The organism is Brevundimonas sp. DW-iso22 (assembly GCF_058725425.1).
The window spans coordinates 1-20,623 of record NZ_JBZXEB010000009.1 but is presented as its reverse complement, the minus strand read 5'-3'; the positions used below and the strand labels follow the sequence as shown (position 1 = coordinate 20,623).

Below are 20,623 nucleotides of genomic sequence, written 5' to 3'. Positions count from 1 at the left end.
GGTAGGCGCACTCAGTCCTGGGGCGCGAGGAAGTAGACGGGCACCAACGGCAGACGACGCCGCGCTTCATCCGCCAGTTTGTCATAGGTCTCCACCCAGAGGCTGACGAACCGGCGGGCGTCGATCAGCGTGATGCGCCGGTTTTCCTGATTGCGCGCGTAGTCCTGCGCATCCTTGGTGAAGCCTGCGAGGCAGACGTAGAGACCGACGTCGCCGTTGGAGAGCGAGGCCAGGAACGACTTCAGGCCGTCGCTGTCGACCTTCGACTGCCAGCGTTTGACCTGGACCTTGATGCGAGGCCCGGTCGTGCCCAGCGGATCCGTAAAGGCGATGACGTCGACCCCGCCGTCCTTGCCCGGCGGCGAGACCCAAGGGACATGGTAGCCCATGCCCCTCAGCAGGTCGGCCACCATGTCCTGGAACTCGAAGGGGTCGCTGGCGTGCAGGAAGGCCGAGATTTCGGCCCAGGCATGGTCCTGCGCCGCCTCAACCGTCACGCTGAGCTTTTCGGCGGCCTCTTCAATCGCTTCCGGTTCGGAGGTCGTCGGCGAGACGGCCAGCGCCGCGTCCTTCTCGTTCTTCCAGATCGAATAGAGCCGGCAGGCTTCCTTGTAGAAGGCTTCCGGGTTCGGGAACTGATCGTAGGCCTTGGCCCCGGCGTCGGTGACGGTCCACACGCCGTCGTTCTTGTGCAGCCAGCCGGCCTTGACGCAATCGACCGTTGCGAAGCGCAGGATCTTCTCAAACCGCTGCCCACCTGACGGATAGGCACCCGCTTCGAAGTCAGTAAGCGGAGTCGAGTCTCGCACCATGGCGATCGCGGTAGCGGCCGACAGGCCCTCAGGCTGCGCCATCAGGATCTTGAACAGCGTCCGTAGAAACTCGCCCGTACGGGCCCGTGTAATGTTCGCCATGTCGTCTCCCCATACCGGCTTAACTGAATGGCGCGGCTGCTACCAGAAGGAGTGTCGGCGCACGCCTCGCCAGCTTAATCCTGCGCCGATCTTCGGTGCTTCGCGAACCGAGAACGCCACAACATATTGTTTTATAAGGACCGCAGTGTCGGAGCAACGCGCGCTGCAAGTTCACATTTGCCGCGCCGGACGACACATAAATTGCCTCGTAGGGCCCCTTGGACCGCTGGAATTGGCGTGAAGGACGTAAATCACGGCCTATAATTCGGTAGATCACGAACCTAGGCCGCAGGCGTTCGGTGGATCGGGAACCCAACGGGCTGCTGCAGGACTGTATTCGGTGGATCTCGGTCCTGACGGGGCGGGTAGCAAGGCCCATTTCGGTGGATCGCGAACCAAGCGTCCCGCCGAACGCGGCATCTTCGGTGGATCGCGAACCTAAGCCGCTCACACCCGTCTTTCCGATGCGCCTCGAGACATTGTTAGAGCTCGTTCAGCGCCTGGCGGCCAGTTCACAGTTTAACTTCGCCGGTAAACCCGCGAACTCGACGCTTGCGAGGTGCAAACTGGTGCGATCGCCAGTCGTAGCGGCCGTTTGCGGGCCGCAAACCCTACGAACCCGGGGGCCGCCCCACGAAACGATGCTACGCATACGCGAGCGTGGCTGTGGTCAGAAGCGCTATTCGGTTCATGCCAGGCTCTTCGCGTATGCCGCTACGGCGTTGATGTGCGAAAGTTAGACACCAAGGGGCGGATCATAGGAAGCGACCCAAGCCTTGGATTTGAGGATGAAGCACCATTTTCTGGTTAAGGCAGAAAGCGCTGGGGTGTCGGGGATCGCCCTGACCGAAACGACCTTTGCGTAGCAAAGGTGTAGTGAGTACACCTTTCTTTCTGAAATGCTCGCGTTAAACTCCAAAAAATGGCCTACGCTATCCTCAGAACAGCCAAGCTGAAGTCCATGGGGGAGATCGGAGGCAGCCTCTCACACACGTTCAGAACGCGGGATACGCCAAATGCGGATCCTCTGAAATTGCGAGACAACGAACATCAAGGTCCCGCGTCGGCGGAAGGAGTTCTGTCTGCCATCAAAGAGAGGCTCCCGGCTAAGCGGCGATCTGATGCCGTGCTTTGCATCGAGTATTTCATCGGTGCCAGCCCCGAGTTTTTTTCTAATGGTGGTAACGAGGCGGCTTATTTCGCCACGGCGAGAGACTGGCTTGTCGAGCGACATGGAGGCGAAAATCTCATCTCAACCCACGTACACAGAGATGAGACGTCGCCACACCTAATCGCTTACGTCGTCCCAAGAGACGGCGACAAACTAAATGCCAAAAAATGGTTGGGAGGACGGGCTGTCTTATCCGCAATGCAGACTGATTTCGCGCAATCAGTTGGCTTAAGCCAAGGGCTGGAACGCGGTGAGGAGGGCAGCGCTGCGAAGCACCAGACCATCAAGGAATATTACGCTCAGGTTAGGGCGGCCGAGCTCGGGATGCCGACTATTGTGGTGCCGACAGATCGGCTGGTGGAGCGGAAGATATTCACCCGGATCGAAGAATCGGACAGCGTATTCGCGAAGCGAGCCGTTGACGCCGCTTTGGCCCAGGTTGCCCCCCTTATTAAGCGCGGAATTGAGTCTGGCCAGATGGCCAAGCGAGAGCGCGCGCAAGCCAAACAAGTCAGCATGCTCACGAAGGCACTGCGTGCTGCAAATGAGCGGATAAGGTCGCTAGAGGCCCCGTTTCAAGGGTTGGCACCTGATGATGTCGATAGGCTCACCCAAATGCTCAATGCAACTGCGCGGAAGATGCGCGAAGCTGCGCTCGCTGTGACCGGATGGTTCCGGGGCATCGTCCAAGAAAGACCGGGCGAGGAACATTTGGTTGAGGTCGAGGAGAAGGGGACGGGTAAGATCCATAAGATTCCCTCGACAAGAGCGGCGCTTGATCTGGCGCGTGAAGGTGCCGCACTAGGAGATCTCGTTTCTGTCAGCATCCAGGCAGGTAAGGTGATCTCCCGTAGCCAAGGGTTGGGACGGTAAGGCTCTGAGATGTGAGGCCTCTCACGGAAACATTGCCCTGCGACTTGGTTTGTGAGATATCTCACAAATGCGCAGAGTTCTTCCCGTAACTACCCAGCTAGAGTTTGCACAGTTTCGCCCCTCGGAGGTCGAGTCGCTGACCGGTCTTACGCAGGACCAAGCTCGCGACTGGCGCAGGCGCGGCCTGATTTCGAGCGGGGGGCGGGGCCAACCCGCCTATGACGTCTTCGACCTAGCTGAAGTGTCGGTACGCCGGGGACTTAACCGGCTGGGCATCCCGCTTGCAGACACCGAGACCCATTTGTCCGTCGCACAGAATTTCGTTGTCGCTGAGATTTGCCGGCAAACCTTTGTTACGGCTCCCGACGTCGGAGAACTCATAAACGAGCTTCAAGGTCTTCTCGCCGCTCCGTCGTGCATCTTGGTGACGCAAGATACCAATGGGGACACGGCAGCACATTTTACGGACCTCGGGACACTCAGTTACGAGTTAACGCAATCCGAAGCCAGGTTCGGACCGGTGTGGGGGATCGTGAATCTCGAGGTTATCGCTGGCGATATCTATAGAAGATCGACGACACCTCTAGTCGGCTTGGCTCGTGAGGACGCGAGGTGAGCGGTGTGACCCTGCGTGATTTGACACGAGCGATGAAGGCCGCAAAGGCGGCTGGCATCGGCTCGTTTGAGCTCGTTGATCCCGCCACCGGGCTGATCTTTCGGGCCCGCTCAGAAAGCGCGATGGTACCCGAAGACGATTTGGACATCGAGTTGAGTCGCTTCGAGGCGCAGCGCCATGGTTGAGGTCGCACTGAAGGGCGTCTTCAAGGTCAAAGCGAAGGGCCGGGTCTATTACTACGCTTGGCGCGGTGGACCGCGTCTCACTGGTGAGCCCGGTTCACCTGAGTTCGTATCTGGCTACGCTGCTGCGCACGATACGAGGCGTCCGCAGGATGACGGACGGATGAGAGCGCTAGTATCTTTGTACCGGTCGAGCCCGGCTTTTAAAGGCTTAGCTGAGTCGACCCGCCGCGAATGGACGCGGCGGCTTGATCGGATCGTCGAGCATTTTGGCGACCTGCGCGTTGCTCAGTTCGACCGGCCAGACAAGATCAGGCCCGTGATACGCCGCTGGCGCGACCAGTGGGCTGATCGCCCGCGTGAGGCAGACTATGTCATACAGGTCCTGTCGCGCGTGCTGACCCATGCGGTCGATCTCGACAAGATCTCCGCCAACCCATGCGAAGGGATCAAGTCGCTATACAGCAACAGCCGCGCCGACATTATCTGGACCGATGAAGATCTGGCTGCGTTCAAGGCGTGTGCCCCCGCAGAGGTGTGGTGGATCGTCAACCTCGCGGCCTGCACAGGGCTGCGCGCGGGTGACCTGAAGCGATTGTCTTGGTCGCATGTCGGACCCGACGCGATCGAGATCCCTACCGATAAGAGCCGGGGCCTGAGGGCGGCTTTTGTCCCCTTATATGATGACCTCAAGGTAGCCCTAGGAGAGGTTGAGAGGCGGAGCCCTCTCGTGCTGACCAACACCTTAGGGCGACCTTGGAAAGCCGGCGTCAATGGCTCCTCATTCGAGAAGATTCGCGATGCGGCGCTGCCTGAACGCGACCTGCACTTCCACGATCTCCGTGGAACAGCCGCCACCCGCTTTCACCTCGCGGGCCTCTCGAACAGGGACATCGCCGAAATCATGGCTTGGGACGAAGCCAGCGTCGAGAAAATCATCCGCCGGTACGTCGGCCGCAAGGCGGTCACCGCAGGCATAATCAAAAGACTTAATCAGCCCGAACGGAGAACGTAATTTGCAAAACTCACTGCAAAACCACGAGCCTAAATTGGCTAAGTGTTGGAGCGGGCGGCGGGAATCGAACCCGCACGAAAAGCTTGGGAAGCTTTCAGGCTACCACTACATCACGCCCGCGCTGCCGAAGCCTTAGGCGGTTAGGGCACCAAGCTCAAGACGGGGTGGCGCGGCGCGTGCCACCCCGTCGTCGTTTCTAGTCGGCCTGATGGACGACCACGCCGTCTACGACCGTCAGCGTCGCCTTGCCCTTGGGGATGTCGGCGGCGGGGGCGGTCATCAGGTCGACGTCGAAGGCGGTCAGGTCGGCGCGCTTGCCGATCTCGATGGTGCCCAGGTCGTCTTCCTGGAAACTGGCATGGGCCGGCCAGAGGGTGAACATCTTCAGGGCCGTCATGCGGTCTACCGCTTCGTCGGGACGCCAGTCGGGGCCCTGGAAGCCCTCCAGATCGCGGCGGGCGACGGCGGCGTAGAATTCGATCAGGGGTGAGCCGCGCTCGACCGGGGCATCCGAGCCACCGACCACGATCACGCCGCGATCGACCAGACTGTGCCAGGCATAGGCCCCGTCGAGACGGGCGTCGCCCAGGCGGGCCGGGGCGAAATGCAGGTCGCCGATGGCGTGGCTGGGCTGCATGGAAGCGATGATCGGCAGATCGACGAAGTCCTGATAGTCGGCGGGACGCAGGATCTGGGCATGTTCGATGCGCCAGCGCACATCGGTGCCGTCCGGGCGTTCGGACGCAGGCACCGCCGCCAGGGCCTGCGCATACCAGTCGGCTACGGAAGCATTGCCGCGATCGCCGATGGCGTGGGTGGCGACCTGGATGCCGCCCTTCAGAGCGGCCTCGTAAAGCGGCACGATCTCGGCCTCTGTGATCTGCATCAGGCCGGTGGTGTCGGGCCGGTCGGCATAGGGTTCGAACAGGGCCGCGCCGCGCGAACCCAGAGCCCCATCGGCATAGTATTTGATGGCGCGGGTCACGACTCGCTCGTCCGCCACGCTACGTGGGCCGCCCGCGATCAGCTCGGCCGCACCGTCGGGGGTGACACTGTTGTAGAGGCGCAAGGGGGCCTCGCCCGCCTGGGCCATCTCTTCCAGCAGGGGGATGTCGCGCCAGGGGGCGCTCATGAAATGGATGCCGGTCCAGCCGTATTCGGCCTCGACGCGGAAGCCCGCGCGGTAGGCCTCGCGCAGGGCAGCGGGGTCGGCCTGAGGCATCAGCTGGGCCACCAGCTGTTCGGCTGCATCGACCAGCAGGCCGGTCGGCTGACCGTCGGGACTTTTCAGGATTTCACCCCCGGCAGGTGCCTGGGTCGAGGCCGTGATGCCGGCCGCGGTCAGGGCGGCGGTCGAGGCGACCACCGCATGGCCATCGGCGCGGCCCAGCAGGACGACACGCCCGGGTGCGGCGGCATCCAGATCGGCGGCGGTCAGGAAGCGGGCTTCCGGCCAGCGCGTCTCGATCCAGCCACGCCCCACGATGGGGCCATCGGGATGGGTCTGGGCCCAGGCGGTCAGCTTGGCCATGGCATCGGCGACCGAGGTCGAACCCTCGAGGTTCAGGGTCAGCTCGCGCCAGCCGATGCCGTCCAGATGGGCGTGGCCGTCGGTGAAGCCGGGAAACAGGGCCGCGCCCTTGAGGTCGATCAGGGTCAGGCCGTCGCCCGTCGGGGCCTCGGCGAAGGAGCCGACATAGTAGATGCGGCCGTCGCGGACCTGAACCACCTCGGCGGTCGGGGCGGCCTCTACGCCCGTATAGATGGGTCCGCCCCGGATCAGCAGGTCCTGGGCATGGGCCGTGGTGGCGGCCCCGGAGAGCAGCAGGGCGAGGACGAGGCGGCGGATCATGCGGCAGACTCCTGAACAGCAGCCAAGGCCGTGCGACACGACGGCAAAGAGGTCAAGGCGACAAAAACACAGTCCACTGAGTCCACTCAGTCCACTTCGCCCGGCCTACGCCTCCGAGGAGAGGATTGTGCCACGAGGATGCGTCAGAAACGGTCGCGCTGGCGATCGGGCTCACGTTTCCCATCTGACGGCGATGAAACTGTTCACCATCGGATATGAGGGCGAGCCGCAGGCCGCCGTGATCGACCGGCTGAAGGCTGCGGGTGTCGAGGTGCTGGTGGATGTCCGCGCCGTAGCGGCCTCGCGCCGGGCGGGCTTCTCCAAGACAATCCTGGGCAACAGCCTGCGAGAGGCCGGGATCGACTATCTGCACCTGCGCCCGCTGGGCACGCCCAAGGCCGGGCGCGAGGCGGCGAAGAAGGGTCGGATCGGAGAGATGCGCGACATCTTCGCAGGCCACATGAGCGAGCCGGCGTCGGAAGCGGCCTTCCAGCAGTTGCGGGCGCTGGCGGGCGAGAAGCGGACGGCGCTGCTGTGTTTCGAGGCCGACCATGCGGGCTGCCACCGCGCCGTTCTGGCCGAGCGGCTGGCGAGCGAGGACGGGTTCGAGGTGGTGAACCTCTAGCCCGTCCCCAAAATCAGGCCGCGGCCTTCTTGCCTTCGAAATTGCCGTAGAAGGTCTCGCCCTTGGCGGCCATGTCGCGGAGCAGCTGGGGCACCTGGAAGCGGTCGCCGTACTGGGCGGCGTACTTGTCCGCCTGTTCGACGAAGGCCTTCAGGCCGATCTGGTCGATGTAGGTGATCGGGCCGCCGGTCCAGGGCGCGAAGCCCCAGGCCAGGATGGCACCGACGTCGGCTTCGCGCGGGTCGTCGATGACGCCCTCTTCCCAGCATTTGGCGACTTCGACGGCCTGACGATACAGCAGGCGGCGCTTCTGATCCTCGACCAGTTCGGGCGTCGAATCGTTGATCGTCACCGGAGCCAGGTCGGACAGGCCCTTCCACAGGGTCTTGGGCTTGGTGTCGTAGTCGTAGAAGCCCTTGCCGTTCTTGCGACCGTAGCGGCCCATATCCTCGACCATGGTGCGGACGATCTCGGCGCCCTGAAGCGGAACGTATTTGTCGCCGAGGTCGATAGCCGTCTGTTTGGCGACCTTGACCGACAGGTCCAGGGCCACGTCGTCGTGCATCTCCAGCGGGCCGCGCGGCATGCCGGTCATGCGCCCGATGTTGTCGATCAGGGCGGGGGCATAGCCTTCCTGCAACATGGCCAGGCCCTCGGCCACATAGGTGGCGAAACAGCGCGAGGTGTAGAAGCCGCGACCGTCGTTGACGACGATCGGGGTCTTTTTGATCTTCAGGATGTAGTCCAGCGACTTGGCGATGGCCGCCTCGCCAGTCTTTTCGCCCAGAATGATTTCGACCAGCATCATCTTGTCGACGGGCGAGAAGAAGTGGATGCCGATGAAGTCCTCGGGACGGACCGAGGCCTCGGCCAGGCCGGTGATCGGCAGGGTCGAGGTGTTGGAGCCGAAGATGGCACCGGGCTCCAGCTGGGCCTCGGCGCGCTTGGTGACCTCGGCCTTGATCTCGCGGTTCTCGAAGACGGCCTCGATGACCAGGTCCGAGCCCTTGATGTGATCATAGTCGGTGGTGGCAGTGACGGAGGCCAGCAGGGCGTCATACTTGGCCTGGTCGATCTGACCGCGCGACAGGCGCTTCTTCAGCAGTTCCTCGACATGGGCCTTGCCCTTGTCGGCGGCGTCCTGGGTCTGGTCAATCAGGATGGTTTCGATACCGGCCAGGGCCTGCACATAGGCGATGCCCGCGCCCATCATGCCGGCACCCAGAACGGTGACCTTCTTCGGATCGGATTTCGGCACACCGGCGGGGCGGACGGCCCCCTTGTCCAGCTCCTGTTTCGACAGGAACAGCGACCGGATCATGCCCTGGGCCTGGGGCGTCATCAGGGTCTTGATGAAGTAGCGGGTCTCGATGCGCAGGGCCGCATCCATCGGCACCTGCATGCCCTCATAGACGGCGCTCATCAGGTTGGTGGCGGCGGGATAGTTGCCGTAGGTCTGTTTGCGGATCATCGCATTGCCGACGATGAAATTCTGGACGCCGACGGGGTGGTAGGGGCCGCCTCCGGGCAGTTTGAAGGACTTGTCGTCCCACGGCTGGACGGCCTTGCCGCCGCCCTTGATCCAGGCCTTGGCGGCCTCGACCTCGGTGCCGACGGGGACGACCTCATGGATGAAGCCCGCGCCCTTGGCGTCGTTGGGGCGGAAGGACTTGCCTTCGGTCATGGCCATCATCGCCGCCTGGACGCCGATCAGGCGCGGCAGGCGCTGGGTGCCGCCGCCGCCGGGGAACAGGCCGACCTTGATCTCGGGCAGGCCGAGCTGAATCTTGGGGCTGTCGCCGACGACGCGGTAATGACAGGCCAGGGTCAGTTCCAGACCGCCGCCCAAAGCCAGGCCGTTGATGGCCGCGGCCACCGGCTTGCCGCAGGTCTCAAGCGCGCGCAGGGCCCCATTCAGCTTCCACCCGGCGTCATAGGCTTCTTGCAGAGAGCCGCCGGCCAGCATGCCGCCGGCCATGTCGCCCAGGTCGGCCCCAGCGCAGAAACCGGAGGCCTTGCCCGAGGTCAGGACCACGCCCTTGATGGCGTCGTCGGTCTTGACCCGCTCGACCCACTCCGGGATTTCCTTCATCACGCCCGAGGTCAGGGTGTTCATCGACCGCCCGGGGACGTCGAAGGTGATCAGGGCGATGCCGTCGGCGTCGACGTCGATCTTGAAGTTTTCCATGGTTGTGATCCTCAGACGCGTTCGATGACGGTGGCGGTGCCCATGCCGCCGCCGATGCACAGGGTGATCAGGGCGGTCGACTTGTCGGACCGCTCCAGCTCGTCCAGGGCGATGCCGGTGATCATGGCGCCCGTGGCCCCCAGCGGGTGGCCCATGGAGATGCCGCCGCCGTTCACATTGATCTTGTCGTGCGGGATATCCAGCGCCTGCATGTAGCGCAGGACCACGGCGGCGAAGGCCTCGTTCAGCTCCCACACGTCGATGTCGGCGGTGGTCATGCCCAGCTTGCCCAGCAGCTTCTTCGTCACGAACTCGGGGCCGGTCAGCATGATGGAGGGCTCGGACCCGATCGAGGCGGCCCCGACGATGCGGGCGCGGGGCTTGAGGCCCAGGGCCTTGCCTGCTTCCAGAGAACCGATCAGGACGCCAGCCGAACCATCGACGATGCCGGACGAGTTGCCGGGCGTGTGGACATGGTTGACGCGCTCGACCTCGGGGTAGCGCTGATTGATCACGGCGTCGAAGGCCATTTCGCCCATGGCGGCGAACGACGGATTCAGCGCACCGAGGGTCTGCATGTCGGTATTGGGGCGGATGGTCTCGTCGCGGTCCAGACGGACCAGACCCAGCTGGTCGCGCACCGGCACCACCGACTTCGAGAACCGGCCCTCGGCCCAGCTGCGGGCCGAACGCTTGTGGCTCTCGACCGAATAGGCATCCACGTCGTCGCGCGAGAGGCCGTACTTGGACGCGATCATGTCGGCCGAGACGCCCTGAGGTACAAAATAGGTGGAGAAGGCGCTGGACGGATCGACCGGCCAGGCCCCGCCGTCACTGCCCATCGGCACGCGGCTCATGGCCTCGACGCCGCCGCCGACGGCGAAGTCGGCCTCGCCGGCCTTCACCTTGGCCGCCGCCATGTTCACGGCTTCCAGGCCCGAGGCGCAGAAGCGGTTGATCTGGACACCAGCCACCGTCTGGGCCCAGCCGGCGTTCAGCACGGCGGTGCGGGCGATGTCCGAGCCCTGCTCGCCCACCGGCGAGACGCAGCCGAGGATGACGTCGTCGACTTTCGAGGTGTCCAGCCCGTTGCGATCACGCAGGGCCTCCAGCACCTGGGTGGCCAGCGACAGGGCGGTGATCTCGTGCAGAGACCCGTCCTTCTTGCCCTTGCCGCGCGGGGTGCGGACGGCGTCGTAAATATAGGCTTCGGTCATGGAGAGGTGTCTCTCTTTTTTGGGTCCCTATCGCTTGGCGCGCGGCGCCACGCTGCTTGAGGGACGTCTGCAATTGAAACGCGCTGGGACAAAAGCCCTACGTTTACGTCAACGTCAAGTTAGAAGCCCGATTCAAGCCCATTTTCCGGTGAAGATATTGGCCATCACAGGCTATGCGGGCCGATGGCACACAGCCTCGACGTTGAAGCCGTCGGGGTCGAGGACGAAGGCGGCATAGTAGTTGGGGCTGTACTGCGCGCGAAGGCCGGGGCCACCGTGGTCGATACCACCCGCCATCAATGCGGCCTGATGGAAAGCCTCGACCTGCAGGCGGCTTTCTGCGCGAAAGGCGATGTGGTTGGCTTGGGCGGGCCGGTCCTTGTCGGCGATCACAAAGTCCGGCTCTTCGATACCGAACAGCACGACGGAAGCGTCGCCGTCCCTCTCCTCGGCCAGGATGCGATAGCCGAGCGGCGCGAGAGCGGCGGCATAGAACGCGCGGGAACGCGCGATGTCGGCGACGTCGAATGCGACATGGTCGATCATGGATGAAGCCTCCTTGCCGATCCAAACGCAGGATCGGCCCGAAGGTGTCAGCCGACGTAGCCCGCCTGCATCAGTTCCGCGATATGGACGATGGCGACCGGGCGGTCGTCCTCGACGATTAGCAGAGTGGCGATCTTGTTCTGGGTCATCAAGTCGATGGCATCGCTCATGCGGGCGCTGGGGTCGATGACCTTGGGGCGGGGGCTCATGACGTCTGCGGCGGTCAGGCCGCTCAGATCGCCCCGCGCAAAGGCCCGGCGCACGTCGCCGTCTGTCACGATCCCCGCCAGGGTGCCGTCGTCATTGACCACGGCGGCCGCGCCCTTGCGACCTACGGTAATGGCCGAGACGACATCGGCGAAACTGGCATTCATCGAGACTGTGGCTGGTGCAGGCGGCCGGTCGCCCATCCAGTCGCGCACGCTCTGCAGGCTCATGCCCAGCTTGCCGCCGGGATGGTGCAGGCCGAAATCCTCGGCGGTGAAGCCACGCCGCTCGGTCAGGACCATGGCCAGGGCATCACCCATGGCAAGGGTCATCAGGGTTGAGGTGGTCGGCGCAAGGCCGTCTGGATGCGCCTCGGGTGCATTGGGTAGGGTCAGGCAGACGGCGGACATACGGGCCAGAAAGCTGTTCGGCCGCTGGGTGATGCCGATGACCGGAATGCCTTCGCGTTGGCAGTAGATCAGCGGATCGCGCAGCTCTCGGCTCTCGCCCGAGTTGGAGATGGCAAGCAGGGTCACATCCTTGCGCAGCATGCCCAGATCGCCGTGGCTCATCTCCGCCGGATGGACGAAGAAGGCGTTGGTGCCGGTCGATGCCAGGGTCGCGGCGATCTTGCCCCCGATATGGCCCGACTTGCCCATGCCGGTGACGACAAGATAGCCGGGGCGCGACAGGATGATCTCGACCGCCCGGGCCAGGCTGTCGTCGATCGCCGCCTCCAGTTGCTGGAGGGCGGAGATGTTCAGGGCGATGACCTCCCGCGCACGGGCGACCATGGCGGCGGGATCGGCGGAGAGGGGCTCGAGCGTGCTCATGGACAGGGATTTGACCCATCCCCGCCGGTTTCACAATGTTGAGCCCTGGCCCGTGCATGCTGCGCCTGCGAAGAAAAGGTGACGCTTGCGGGAAACCCAGAGCGGTTGATGCGTTAGGAGGCCCATGGTGACGCTAGAGACGACCCAGGGTGCCGCGACAGCGCGCGCCGACACCCCCGCGAAATTGCCGCCTCCACCCCTACGACTTCAACGTCCCGCCCTGTTTCTGGACATGGATGGTGTACTTGCTCCGTTGGCCCCCACGCCTGACGACGTCGTTGCTGACCCTCGCCGCACCGCGAGCCTGACGTCATTGGAGAAGCGGCTGAACGGTCGGGTTGCTATCCTGAGCGGGCGGACGATCAAGGAGATTGACCGCATCGCCGACGAGGCCGTGACTTCGGCCTCAGGAGTGCACGGTCTGGAACGCCGCAGGGCCGATGGGGAGATGCTCCGCTCCAGACCGGACGCGGCTGTGCGCGAGGCCGTGGAAGCCTTCGACGACTTTGCCCGCACGCGGCCCGGGATGATCGTCGAGGACAAGACCGTCGCCGCCGGCCTGCATTTCCGGGGCGCACCCACCCACGCCGCCGCAGCCGAGGCCCTGGCCGGGCGACTGGCCGAGGAGACGGGGCTGAGCCTGCAACCTGGTAATCTGGTGGTTGAACTGAAGACGCCCGGCGCGGACAAGGGTACCGCCCTGACGGCCTTCATGAACGAGGCTCCCTTCAAGGGGGCCGTACCGGTCATGCTGGGCGACGACCTGACCGACGAATATGGCTTTCGCGCCGCAGAAGCCCTCGGGGGGTTCGGCGTTCTGGTCGGCCCTCCGCGTGAGACGGCGGCCCGCTTCAGCCTGCCCGATGTAGACGCCGTGCTGGACTGGCTGGACCGGATCGAGGAGATCGCATGACCCCCAACCTGGACCTTGCCCCCATCGGCAACTGTTCGATCAGCGCCCTGATCGATCGTGAGGGGCGTTTCATCTGGGCCTGTGCGCCCCGCGTGGACGGCGATCCGGTGTTCTCGGCTCTCATGAATGGCACGGATCCGGACCACGGTTTCTGGGACATCCGGCTGGAAGATCAGGTGTCGGTGGAACAGGCCTATGTCCGCAACACCCCGGTCCTGCGCACGGTGCTGACGTCGGCAGACGGGGCTTCCCTGGAAATTATAGACTTCGCCCCGCGGCACATGAAGCACAGCCGAACCTACCGGCCGTTGGCATTTGGCCGGATCGTACGCCCGCTGGAAGGCTCGCCCCGCATCACCGTGCGGCTGCGCCCCTCGGCCGACTGGGGCGCGAGGGCGGCGGAGACGACACATGGGTCGAACCACATCCGCTACATCTGCACCGACGTGACCTTCCGCCTGACCACCGACTGTCCGGTCTCGCATATTCTGAACGAGCGGACCTTCCGGCTGGAGAGGCCGCATGCCTTCTTCCTGGGGCCGGACGAGGGCTACGACCAGGAAGTCGGGCCGGGCGTCGCGGCGGCGCTGGATCGCACCGTGGCCTATTGGCAGGATTGGGTTCGGACCCTGTACCTGCCGCTGGACTGGCAGGAGGCGGTGATCCGTGCCGCCATCACCCTGAAACTGTGCGCCTATGAAGAGACGGGGGCCATCGTCGCCGCCATGACGACCTCGGTGCCCGAGTTTCCCGAGAGCGGGCGCAACTGGGACTATCGCTACTGCTGGATCCGCGACGCCTATTATACGGTGCGGGCCCTGAACCGGCTGGGTGCGGTCGACATCCTGGAGAACTATCTCGCCTATCTGAGGAATCTGGTCGATCAGTCGGCGGGCGGCCATGTGCAGCCCGTCTATGGCGTCGGTCTGGAAGAAGACATCGACGAGCGGATCACCGAGACGGTCGCAGGCTACCGCGGCATGAAGCCGGTGCGTGTCGGCAATCAGGCTCGAGAGCATCTGCAGCATGACGTCTATGGCCAGATCGTCCTGCCACTGGTGCAGAGCTTCTACGACCAGCGGCTGCTGCGTCCCGGCACCGTTGCCGATTTCCACGCCCTGGAGAAGGTCGGGGACCGCGCCTTCGCCATGCACGATCAGGTCGATGCCGGCCTGTGGGAGTTCCGCACCATCGCGCGGGTGCACACCTATTCCTCGGTCATGTGCTGGGCCGCCTGCGACCGCCTGTCAAAGGCGGCGGATCATCTTGGCCTGAAGGATCGTGCGGTCTTCTGGCGGGATCGGGCCGACATCATCCATGCCCGCATCGAGGCCGAGACCTATCTGCCGGACGAAGGCCGTTTCGCCGCCAGCTTCGGCAATCGCGAACTGGACGCTTCCTTGCTTCAGATGACCGACCTGGGCTTCATCGATCCGATGGACCCTCGCCAGGTCAAGACGTTCGAAGCCATCGAGCGCGATCTGAAGAAGGGTCCCTATCTGTTCCGTTACGTCGAGCCGGACGACTTCGGCGAGCCGGAGACGGCCTTCAACTTCTGCACCTTCTGGTTCATCGAGGCCCTGCATCAGAACGGGCGGATCGAGGAGGCGCGCGAGATTTTCGAACAGATGCTGAGCCGCAGGACCCATGCGGGCCTGCTCAGCGAAGACATCTCGCTGGGAGACAACGAGCTGTGGGGGAACTATCCGCAGACCTATTCGCTGGTTGGCATCATCAACTGCGCGGTCCTGCTCAGCCGATCCTGGACGGACGCGCGATGAGCCTGTGTCCATGAGCCGCCTGATCGTCGTTTCCAACCGCGTTTCTGCCCCCAAAGACCCTTCCGCCGGATCCGCGGGCGGCTTGGCCATGGCGCTGTCCGCCGCTTTGAAGACCTATGACGGACTGTGGTTCGGCTGGTCCGGAGACACCGTCGAGACGTTCACCGGCGAGGCCAAGATCGAGGATCGCGCCGGTGTCACCGTCGCCTTGGTCGACCTGGAGGCCCAGGACGTCGACGAATACTACAACGGCTACGCCAACAAGACGCTGTGGCCCCTGTTCCATCACCGGGTCGATCTGACCGCCTATGAGCGCACCTATGGCGAGGGCTATGAGCGCACCAATGCGCGCTTCGCCGAGGTTCTGGCCCCGCTGATCCAGCCGGACGATATCATCTGGATTCACGACTATCACATGATCCCGATGGCGCGGGATCTGCGCCGCCTGGGGATCAAGAACCGGATCGGCTTCTTCCTCCACACGCCCTGGCCCGTGCGCCAGCTGCTGGTCACCCTGCCGCACCATCGCCGGCTGGTGGAGTCGATGTTCGACTATGACCTGATCGGCTTTCACACCCGCGAATGGCTGGATCTGTTCCGCGACTATGTGGCGTCCGAACCCAGCGTGGACGGCAAACTTCTGCCCAACGACGCGCTGGAGGCCTTCGGCAAGACCGTACAGACCGGCGTCTTCCCCATCGGAATCGATGTTGACGGCTTTCTCGACGCGCGAAACTCCGTATTCGGACGCCGCACCTACGACCGGATGGCGGCGTCCTCGGCCTTTCGCTCCATGATCGTGGGTGTTGATCGGTTGGACTATTCGAAGGGGCTGGAAGAGCGACTGCTGGGTTATGAGCAGTTCCTGCAGGACAATGCCGACATGCGCGGCAAGGTTTTCCTGCTGCAGGTCACGCCGATCAGCCGTGACGATGTCGACACCTACCAGGACATTCGCGGGCGCCTGGACTCCCTGGCCGGGCGCGTAAACGGGGCCTTTGCCGACATGGACTGGCAGCCTATCAGGTACATCAATCGCACCTATCGCCGGGACCAGCTGGCGGGAATCTATCGCGCGGCCAGGGTCGGGCTCGTGACACCGCTGCGCGACGGGATGAATCTGGTGGCCAAGGAATATATCGCAGCCCAGGATCCGGATGATCCGGGCGTACTGGTGCTGTCGCGTTTCGCCGGCGCGGCCGAGCAGATGGGCGAGGCCCTGCTGGTCAATCCCTTCAGCCGTGAGGAGGTCGCCGACGCCATCAAGCGCGCCCTGACCATGCCGCTGGAAGAGCGCAAGCGGAAGTGGCAGACGCTGATGCAGGTGGTGCGGGACACCGACGTCGGGATCTGGCGCGATGACTTCGTCTCCACCCTGCGCGCCATCGAGAAGCCTGCGGACGGAGACGGCGATACCGTCCCCGCTCACGCCGCCTGATCATCGCCTTCGGCTCATCCCGAGCGAAAGCCGGGATGAGCGGAGGAGGGATATTTACGCGGCCTGAACCTCGTCTGTTTGGGACATACCCTTGTCCGAGTCCTTGGCATCCGCCCGGATGCGGGCGGGACGCCGGGCCAGCCGATCGGCATAGGCATCAAGCAGCGGGCTTTCCGGCAGAAACGAACGCGCCCAGGCCAGGCTGGAGCCGACCATGACGTCCGCCGCCGTGAACCGCTCACCCATCAGGTAAGGCCCGACCCACAGGGCCTCCAACAGCCGATCCACGGCCGCCTGATAACGCGCCTTGGCCAGGGGATCGCGATCCGCCTCGCCCGTCATCTTGGACCAGATCGCCGGCTCCAGCTCGCCCACCGCCCAGCAGATCCAGGTCAGCAGCGGTCCGCGTTCGGCTGTGCCCACTGAGGCACCCAGATCGGCCTCGGGAAACAGGTCGGCCAGATACAGCGCGATCGCCGCCGATTCCGTAATCAGGGCACCCTCATGCAGAAGGGCCGGCACCTTGCCGTCGGGGTGCGGATTGGCCGGATCGGCCTCGCCGACAGCCTGGCCGTTGCGCACTGCGATCTGGCAGTACCGAACCTCGCAGTCGATGCCGAGTTCCTCAATCAACCAGACCATGCGCGACGAGCGCGACTGCGGGGCGTGGAACAGTGTGATCATCTTGATATCTCCCAAGGACGGGCGGCCCCTCGCCGCCGACGTTCTTGAACTACTGCCACTCTGCTGCCAGCATGCTGTCAGCAGTGATGCGGCATCATGACTTGGTCATCGAAGAAGGAGCCCGCGCTCAAGCAGCAAACGACCGCGTCGTTTGCGATAGCGCCACAAAAGATGAGACGCGCCGACCGACTGTTCCAGATCATCCAAGTGCTGCGCCGGTCTTCCAGACCGGTGACGGCCGACGCCATGGCGGCAGAGCTCGAGACCTCCAAACGCTCCATCTATCGCGACATCGCTACCCTGATGGCGCAGCGCGTGCCGATCCGGGGCGAGGCGGGCATCGGCTATGTGCTGGACGGCGGCTTCGACATGCCGCCGCTGATGCTGACCTCGGACGAAGTCGAGGCGGCGGTGCTGGGGGCGCAGTGGGTGGCCGGGCGTGGCGATCCGGGGCTGGCGCGGGCAGCGCGCGACCTGATTGCCAAGATCGCGGCAACAGTGCCCGAGAGCCTGCGCCCCGTGGTGATGGAGCCGGCGGTGTCGACACCGCCCGCCTGGCAGCATGCGGTCGAGACCCTGGACATGGCCCGCGTCCGCGCCGCCATTCACGCCGGCCGCAAACTGCGGCTTCACTATGCAGACGAACAGGGGCGCGAGACGCAGCGGATCATCTGGCCCTGCCTGGTCGGCTATCGAGAGACGACCCGGCTTCTGGTCGGCTGGTGCGAGACGCGCGACGATTTCCGCACCTTCCGCACCGATCGGGTGGTCGAGGCCGACTATCTGGACGACCGCTATCCGGGCCGACCGGCCAACTTGCGTGCGCGCTGGTTCAAGCTGATGGAGGCCGAGCGGGCGAAGTGGGCGGCGCAGGGCAACAGCGAGCCCTGCGCCTGAACCGGGTCAATAAATCTCGAACAGGCCCGCCGCGCCCATGCCGCCGCCGATGCACATGGTGACGACACCGTATTTGGCCCCGCGACGCTTGCCCTCGATCAGGACGTGGCCGGTCATGCGGGCCCCCGACATGCCATAGGGGTGGCCGATGGAGATGGCCCCGCCCGAGACGTTCAGGCGGTCCATCGGAATGCCAAGGGTGTCGGCGCAGTAAAGCACCTGCGAGGCGAAGGCCTCGTTCAGCTCCCAGATGCCGATGTCGTCGATGGTCAGGCCGTGGCGGCGCAGCAGGATCGGCACTGCATAGACCGGCCCGATGCCCATTTCGTCCGGCTCGCACCCGGCCACGGCCATGCCCCGATAGGCCCCGAGCGGTTGCAGGCTGCGTTTCACCGCCTCGCCCGCCTCCATGATGACGCAGGCCGAGGCCCCGTCGGACAGCTGGGACGCATTGCCGGCGGTGATGAACTCGCCCTGCTGGATTTCCTCGCCGCCGCCGAAGACAGGCTTGAGCGACTTCAGGCCTTCCAGCGTTGTGTCGGCGCGGTTGCCCTCGTCCTTGGACAGGGTGACTTGCTTGGCCGAGGCCTGGCCCGTGGCCTTGTCCACCACCTGCATGGTGGTGGTCATCGGCACGATCTCGGCATCCAGCCGACCTTCGGCCTGGGCCTGGGCCGTGCGTTGCTGGGATTGGAGCGCGTATTCGTCCTGGCGATCGCGCGAGATGCCGTAGCGGCGCGACACCACCTCGGCCGTCTCCAGCATCGACATATATATGTGCGGGGCCTGCTTCAGCAGCGCCTCGTCCTTCATCCGGTACAGGTTCATATGCTGGTTCTGGACCAGGGAGATGCTTTCCAGCCCGCCGCCGACCGCCATCTTCTGATGGTCGAAGATGACCTGTTTGGCCGCCGTAGCGATGCCCATAAGGCCCGAGGCGCACTGACGATCCAGGCTCATGCCGGGCACCGTGACCGGCAGGCCGGCGGCCAGGGCCACCTGGCGCGCCACATTGGTACCGGTCGAGCCCTGCTGCAGGGCTGCGCCCATGACGACGTCCTCGATCTCGGCCGGATCGACGCCCGCGCGCTGAACGGCATGCTTGACCGCATGGGCGCCGAGTTGCTGGGCCTGGGTGTCGTTGAACGCCCCGCGATAGGCGCGACCGATGGGGGTCCGGGCGGTCGAGACGATGACGGCTTCACGCATCGGGGATGCTCCTTCTTTGTGGGGCGCTATCGCTCAGGACGCGGTCCTTCGCTGCTTGAGCGCGGGTTTCCTCACCGAGACTGTAAGCGCTTGCCGTCGGGTCAAGGCAAGTGCCTCAGCCGATAGGCCTCAATGTCAGCTGTGCGCCTTCTGGGCCTTGGACAGTTCGATCATCCCCTGGGCCGCGCCCATGTCGGGCACGATCTCTCCCGCGCGGTCCGAGATCTCGGCGAAGCGGGCCGCGACCTGTTCAGGCGCGTCCTCGCCGTCGATGAAGGCTCCTTGGGTCAGGGTGACATAGGCGCGCTCGAACCCGCCGGCACCCGCAGCCAGGATGCAGCGGCTGGGCGCGTCCTCGCTGACCAGATACAGCAGGCCCGGCGTGACCCGATCCGGACCCAGCTTCTCCAGCGGCAGGGCCGCGCCCAGATCCTCGGTCATGCGGGTATGGGCTGTCGGGGCCAGGCAGTTGACCCGGATGTCGTTCTTGGCCCCCTCGATCGACAAGGTCTGCATGAAACCGACCAGCGCCATCTTGGCCGCGCCATAGTTCGACTGGCCGAAATTGCCGTACAGGCCCGAGGACGAGGTGGTCATGACGATGCGGCCATAGTTTTGCGTCCGCATGATCTCCCACACCGCCTTGGTACAGTTGACCGCCCCCATCAGATGGACGTCGACGACGAAGCGGAAGTCTTCCAGCTCCATCTTGGCGAAGGTCTTGTCGCGCAGGACGCCGGCATTGTTGACCAGAATGTCGACCCGACCCCATTTGGCCATGACCTCATCGACCATGGACTGGACCGCCGCCGCGTCGGTGACAGAGGCGGCATTGGCCATGGCCTCGCCACCCGCCGCCACGATCTCGGCGACCACGGCTTCGGCAGCTGTGGCTGAACCGCCGGAACCATCGCGTGCGCCGCCCAGGTCGTTGACCACGACCTTCGCTCCGCGTTTGGCCAGGGCCAGGGCGTGTTCGCGGCCCAGTCCGCCGCCTGCTCCGGTCACGATCGCTACCCGACCCTCGAATGTCATCGCCATGCGCATGCTCCTGCTATGATATCCATTGTCCCTAGCGCCGGATCAGTGGGAAGAAAACAGGCTTGCGTTAAAGGACTTATCCATGCGGCCCGTTCAGAGCTGATCGATGTGAGCAATGTGCCCGAATGCCGCAATTCTGCGTTCCTGCACCTTTGCTCGGCCAATAAACTGGTTAATCAAGGTAATTATGTTGAAATGGCGCCACAGTTGCCGCATTGCTGGCGGGAACGCGGAACCGGAGCGACACATTGTCGTTCGGCCTGCGAGTGTCACGTGTAAAGACGTGGACATCCGACAATCACGAGTATGAGGACTATCATGAAGCTGAAACTTCTTGCTGGCGTCGCCTTGGCGAGCCTGTTCACCGCCGGAACGGCCTCGGCAGAGCCGAACGGCTGGTACGGTGCGATCGACGCCGGTT

Annotated in this window: 17 protein-coding genes and 1 tRNA gene; 8 read left to right on the top strand and 10 right to left on the bottom strand. The window is 64.3% G+C overall.

All coding sequences use genetic code 11. The annotated features are described in order from the left end of the window. Positions 1-11 precede the first annotated feature (11 nt). Positions 12-914 carry a restriction endonuclease gene (locus AC4PRM_RS15115; RefSeq protein WP_492040486.1) on the bottom strand — a complete coding sequence of 301 codons (903 nt, stop codon included), beginning with the start codon at positions 912-914 and terminating at the stop codon, positions 12-14. Positions 915-1,836: 922 nt separating this feature from the next. Between AC4PRM_RS15115 and mobV the strand changes: the two genes are divergently transcribed. The 3 genes from mobV (at position 1,837) to AC4PRM_RS15100 (ending at position 4,771) form a co-directional block, all read left to right on the top strand. Then, positions 1,837-2,958: a MobV family relaxase gene (mobV, locus tag AC4PRM_RS15110; protein WP_492040485.1), complete on the top strand. Its 1,122-nt coding sequence runs from the start codon at positions 1,837-1,839 to the stop codon at positions 2,956-2,958. Positions 2,959-3,579: 621 nt separating this feature from the next. Then, positions 3,580-3,759, top strand: coding sequence for a hypothetical protein (locus AC4PRM_RS15105; protein WP_492040484.1), 180 nt, complete (start codon positions 3,580-3,582; stop codon positions 3,757-3,759). Then, the gene (locus AC4PRM_RS15100; RefSeq protein WP_492040483.1) at positions 3,752-4,771 is read left to right on the top strand and encodes a tyrosine-type recombinase/integrase; all 1,020 of its coding nucleotides are present in this window, start codon (positions 3,752-3,754) and stop codon (positions 4,769-4,771) included. Before AC4PRM_RS15105 ends, AC4PRM_RS15100 begins: the two co-directional genes overlap by 8 nt. 46 nt (positions 4,772-4,817) lie before the next feature. Here the strand turns inward: AC4PRM_RS15100 and AC4PRM_RS15095 are convergent. Together AC4PRM_RS15095 and AC4PRM_RS15090 are read right to left on the bottom strand one after the other, a co-directional pair. Further along, positions 4,818-4,891 (bottom strand) — tRNA-Gly (locus AC4PRM_RS15095). A gap of 76 nt (positions 4,892-4,967) precedes the next feature. Beyond that, positions 4,968-6,623 carry an amidohydrolase gene (locus tag AC4PRM_RS15090; protein ID WP_492040482.1) on the bottom strand — a complete coding sequence of 552 codons (1,656 nt, stop codon included), beginning with the start codon at positions 6,621-6,623 and terminating at the stop codon, positions 4,968-4,970. A 193-nt stretch (positions 6,624-6,816) separates the two neighbouring features. Between AC4PRM_RS15090 and AC4PRM_RS15085 the strand changes: the two genes are divergently transcribed. Then, positions 6,817-7,248 (top strand): DUF488 domain-containing protein, encoded by a 432-nt coding sequence (locus AC4PRM_RS15085; RefSeq protein ID WP_487921035.1) that lies wholly within the window; start codon positions 6,817-6,819, stop codon positions 7,246-7,248. A 13-nt stretch (positions 7,249-7,261) separates the two neighbouring features. Here the strand turns inward: AC4PRM_RS15085 and AC4PRM_RS15080 are convergent, their stop codons facing one another. From AC4PRM_RS15080 to AC4PRM_RS15065, 4 genes are all read right to left on the bottom strand, one after another. Continuing rightward, the gene (locus AC4PRM_RS15080; RefSeq protein WP_492040481.1) at positions 7,262-9,436 is read right to left on the bottom strand and encodes a 3-hydroxyacyl-CoA dehydrogenase NAD-binding domain-containing protein; all 2,175 of its coding nucleotides are present in this window, start codon (positions 9,434-9,436) and stop codon (positions 7,262-7,264) included. Positions 9,437-9,447: 11 nt separating this feature from the next. Continuing rightward, positions 9,448-10,653 carry an acetyl-CoA C-acetyltransferase gene (locus AC4PRM_RS15075; RefSeq protein ID WP_492040480.1) on the bottom strand — a complete coding sequence of 402 codons (1,206 nt, stop codon included), beginning with the start codon at positions 10,651-10,653 and terminating at the stop codon, positions 9,448-9,450. Between the two features lie 171 nt (positions 10,654-10,824). After that, positions 10,825-11,199, bottom strand: a complete 375-nt coding sequence (locus AC4PRM_RS15070; protein WP_492040479.1) for a VOC family protein — start codon at positions 11,197-11,199, stop codon at positions 10,825-10,827. Positions 11,200-11,246: 47 nt separating this feature from the next. Continuing rightward, positions 11,247-12,239, bottom strand: a complete 993-nt coding sequence (locus AC4PRM_RS15065) for a KpsF/GutQ family sugar-phosphate isomerase (RefSeq protein ID WP_492040478.1) — start codon at positions 12,237-12,239, stop codon at positions 11,247-11,249. Positions 12,240-12,363: 124 nt separating this feature from the next. Between AC4PRM_RS15065 and otsB the strand changes: the two genes are divergently transcribed. The 3 genes from otsB to AC4PRM_RS15050 are packed head-to-tail and all read left to right on the top strand — an operon-like array spanning position 12,364 to position 16,371. Next, positions 12,364-13,152 (top strand): trehalose-phosphatase, encoded by a 789-nt coding sequence (otsB, locus tag AC4PRM_RS15060; protein ID WP_487921040.1) that lies wholly within the window; start codon positions 12,364-12,366, stop codon positions 13,150-13,152. After that, complete coding sequence (locus tag AC4PRM_RS15055; RefSeq protein ID WP_487921041.1) at positions 13,149-14,933, top strand: glycoside hydrolase family 15 protein; 1,785 nt, start codon at positions 13,149-13,151, stop codon at positions 14,931-14,933. The genes otsB and AC4PRM_RS15055 overlap by 4 nt, the downstream gene beginning before the upstream one ends. Positions 14,934-14,943: 10 nt before the next feature. After that, positions 14,944-16,371: an alpha,alpha-trehalose-phosphate synthase (UDP-forming) gene (locus AC4PRM_RS15050; RefSeq protein ID WP_487921042.1), complete on the top strand. Its 1,428-nt coding sequence runs from the start codon at positions 14,944-14,946 to the stop codon at positions 16,369-16,371. Positions 16,372-16,425: 54 nt separating this feature from the next. On the opposite strand, the gene AC4PRM_RS15045 is transcribed toward AC4PRM_RS15050, so the two are convergent. Continuing rightward, positions 16,426-17,055 (bottom strand): glutathione S-transferase family protein, encoded by a 630-nt coding sequence (locus AC4PRM_RS15045; protein WP_487921043.1) that lies wholly within the window; start codon positions 17,053-17,055, stop codon positions 16,426-16,428. 171 nt (positions 17,056-17,226) lie between these two features. Between AC4PRM_RS15045 and AC4PRM_RS15040 the strand changes: the two genes are divergently transcribed. Next, positions 17,227-17,952, top strand: coding sequence for a helix-turn-helix transcriptional regulator (locus AC4PRM_RS15040; protein ID WP_487921044.1), 726 nt, complete (start codon positions 17,227-17,229; stop codon positions 17,950-17,952). A 6-nt stretch (positions 17,953-17,958) separates the two neighbouring features. On the opposite strand, the gene AC4PRM_RS15035 is transcribed toward AC4PRM_RS15040, so the two are convergent. Both AC4PRM_RS15035 and AC4PRM_RS15030 read right to left on the bottom strand, forming a co-directional pair. Then, complete coding sequence (locus tag AC4PRM_RS15035; RefSeq protein ID WP_492040477.1) at positions 17,959-19,161, bottom strand: acetyl-CoA C-acyltransferase; 1,203 nt, start codon at positions 19,159-19,161, stop codon at positions 17,959-17,961. 135 nt (positions 19,162-19,296) lie between these two features. After that, positions 19,297-20,196 (bottom strand): SDR family NAD(P)-dependent oxidoreductase, encoded by a 900-nt coding sequence (locus AC4PRM_RS15030; protein ID WP_492040561.1) that lies wholly within the window; start codon positions 20,194-20,196, stop codon positions 19,297-19,299. Between the last annotated feature and the right edge of the window lie 427 nt (positions 20,197-20,623).